The following is a 2777-nucleotide window of genomic DNA, read 5'->3' as shown; positions in this document are numbered from 1 at the left end:
GTCGGAGAAGGYCGACCCCGACAGGCCCTCCACTTCCGCGAACCGGTCATAGACCGAATCGGCCGATTGCGCAAACGCGCCCACGATATTGCCCGCGGCATCGGGCACAGGGTGATAGGGACTGAAGAACGGGACGACCATGTCGACGGTCACGCCGTACTTGTCATTCTTGTAGGTGGTCCAGTCGAACCCGGACATGCCGTCCATCTTGTCCTGAGCGTCGCTGGCGACGAAGGTGTCGTCGCCGCCTTCACCGATCATTTCATCGAATCCGCCGGTGCCGATGAAGATGTCGTTACCGGGCACATCGTCGGACAATGTCGGGCTCATGTTATCGCCGGGTGCACCGTCCTGGGTGCCGCCCTCGATCCAGTCGTCGCCTTCGTTGCCGGTCGGCGCGAGGTTGACCTTGGCGCCGAGGATGAAATCGTCACCCGCGCCGGCGAAGGTCATGGTGATGTCTTCGGTGGTGATGATGAAGTCTTTGCCAGCGCCGCCGAAGACCAGGTTGTTGAGGCCGAGGGTCGAGTTGCCGGCCTGGATGACGTCGTTGCCGTCCTCGCCGCGCAGGGTGTCGCTGCCGCCGATGTCGGTGATGATGTCGTCGCCGGTACCGCCAAAGACGTTGTCGTTGCCGTAGCCGCCGTCGAGGCGGTCGTTGCCGGCGTCGCCATAGACGGTGTCGTCGTCCGAGTCGCCGGCAATGAGGATATCGTCGCCGGCCGTGCCGCCAAGCACGACCGTATCGCCGCCGGTGTAGTGCAGGTAGTTGGTATCCAGACCCACTGTGGCGGGGTTGTCGCGGATCACCAGCGGCGTGAAATGGTCAATACGTGGTGAGCCAATCGGATGGTCCGACGGGCCAAAGGGGTCGGCGTTGGCTGGCAGGTTGTCGGCAGCCTCATTGACTGGTGTCAATGGATTGTCGACCAGTATGCCATCCGGCCCGGCCACCACGCTTGCGTTGAACTGGTGCGTCGGGTCGGTCTCCAGGATGAAGGCCGGTGTCAGGAATATGTTAGCCGACAGGTGTGTTGCGTCGCTGTTGAGCATTACCAGATTGGCGAACGAATTGTTCTCAAGCTCAGTGCCGAAATTGAGTCCCGCGGTGCGGGCCAGGTAGTAGAAGCGGTCACCATTCTGCAGGTTTTCCAACTGGGTTTCGAAGACAAAGTTGAAGCTCGAACCCAGCTGACCGMCAAAGGGCATTTTTTCCTCGGCCAGGCCGCCGATCCAGTAGTCGACGTTGTCCAGGCCGGTGATGGTCACGTCGTCTGCGGTGTGCAGAATACCGTCCGCACCGGCATTGCTGCTCCAGACGCCGGTACTGTTCAGGAAGTCCAGGCGATCAGCCGGCGCCGTGGCGCTGCCGAACACCAGGTCAGCAGCCGCAGCGCGCTTGTCCGCCAGCGTGGTGGCGCCGGTGATGCTCGAATGCGTGCCATAGGCGGCGATGAAGTTGACCAGCGATTCCGGGTGTTTCATGTGCTGCACGAAATCGGCCCAGCTCGTGTAGGGGGTCAACTGGCTGTCGCCGGTCATGTGGTAGAACTCGCGCCGCGCCGCGTTCAGCGACGGAATGCCGGCCTCGCGGCCGCGCGCCAGGTTGAGCGCGGGCAGGTCCAGCGGCAGGCCGACCAGGTTGTTGCGAAGAGCGTCAGTGACGAACTCGTCGATTTCGTTGCCGACCTGCCGCGTAATGCCGCGCACGATGGCGCCAGCCGCCTCCTGTGGGGTCGGGCCGCTCGCAGCAAATGCCAGCGGGTTGAGGAAGGCCGCGATCAGGCCGGTCTGTTGATTGCCCGGGTCAACCGGGTTGCCGTCGCCGACGACGTTGAAGTTGGGGTCGAAACGATCGACCGTCTCCAGCAGCATCGAGTGGCCGAAGCGAAAGACCGTGTGCGCGAACTCGGCGACGATCGACGCGTCGATCGTGGTGTCGTTACCCATGGGTGCCAGGAAGACATCCACTTGCGGCTGGATGGTGCGCGCGAACTCCTCGAACACCAGGTGCTGGTACTGCATCTCGGTGCCGAACTTGGCGGCCTGGAACAACCGCTCACCGTTCCAGTGCAGGGCCGCGATGTCGGCCGCCGTCACCGGCAACGCCGCCAGTTGGGCGTCGGGCATCAGCCATTTGTTCAGGAAGTCGAGGTCGGCGGAGGCCAGCACCGTCTCCTTGGTCTGGTCAACCAGGCGGTTGTGCTCGCTGTGGAAGATGGAATGCACCGTAGTCAGGCCGATGTTCTCGTTGACCCGGCCATCGCCAGCGATGTAGTGCTTGTCGAGCAGCTCGTTGTCGTAGGTGCCGGGTGCTTGCGGGCCACCAATGACGGTGTCCGCGTCAGCCGTCAGGCCGCCGGTTGGATCGGCGCTGTGCGCGATGTCGATGAGGAACTGGTGACCGGTGCGCACAGCGTTCGTCAGGCTGATCGGTGCAGCCCGATTACCCTCGACGAGCACGTCATCGGCGGTGCCGGCAATGCCGTCCGCGCCCTTCATCACGACTTGAGGGAGACYGTTGGGCCCCTTGATGAAGTTGCCGTAAGCATCGGTCGCCAGCAGCGGTACGTCGAACACGTCCGCATCGGTCAAGTTGATGCCGAGCAGATCACGGGCCTGGGCCTTGACGATTGCCCAGGTGGCCATGCCGCCGATTTCGACGTCATCAGCGGTGCCGAAATGCCCATCGACGCCCAGGTCACGATTGGTGATCAGCTTGCCGGTGGCGACCGGATCGCCGGCGGCGTTGAGCTCATAGGCGCGCAGGAATACCT

Annotated in this window: 1 protein-coding gene; it reads right to left on the bottom strand. The window is 63.3% G+C overall.

Annotation, left to right across the window (positions count from 1 at the left end; all coding sequences use genetic code 11):
- The coding region (locus AC1DVH_RS29120) for a peroxidase family protein (protein WP_477756695.1) at positions 1–2777 on the bottom strand (2777 nt) is incomplete at both ends.

The sequence above is a fragment of the Pseudomonas sp. P4_C3 genome, assembly GCF_056402075.1.
The sequence above is the reverse complement of the archived record's forward strand: the minus strand, read 5'-3'. Positions and strand labels throughout refer to the sequence as shown.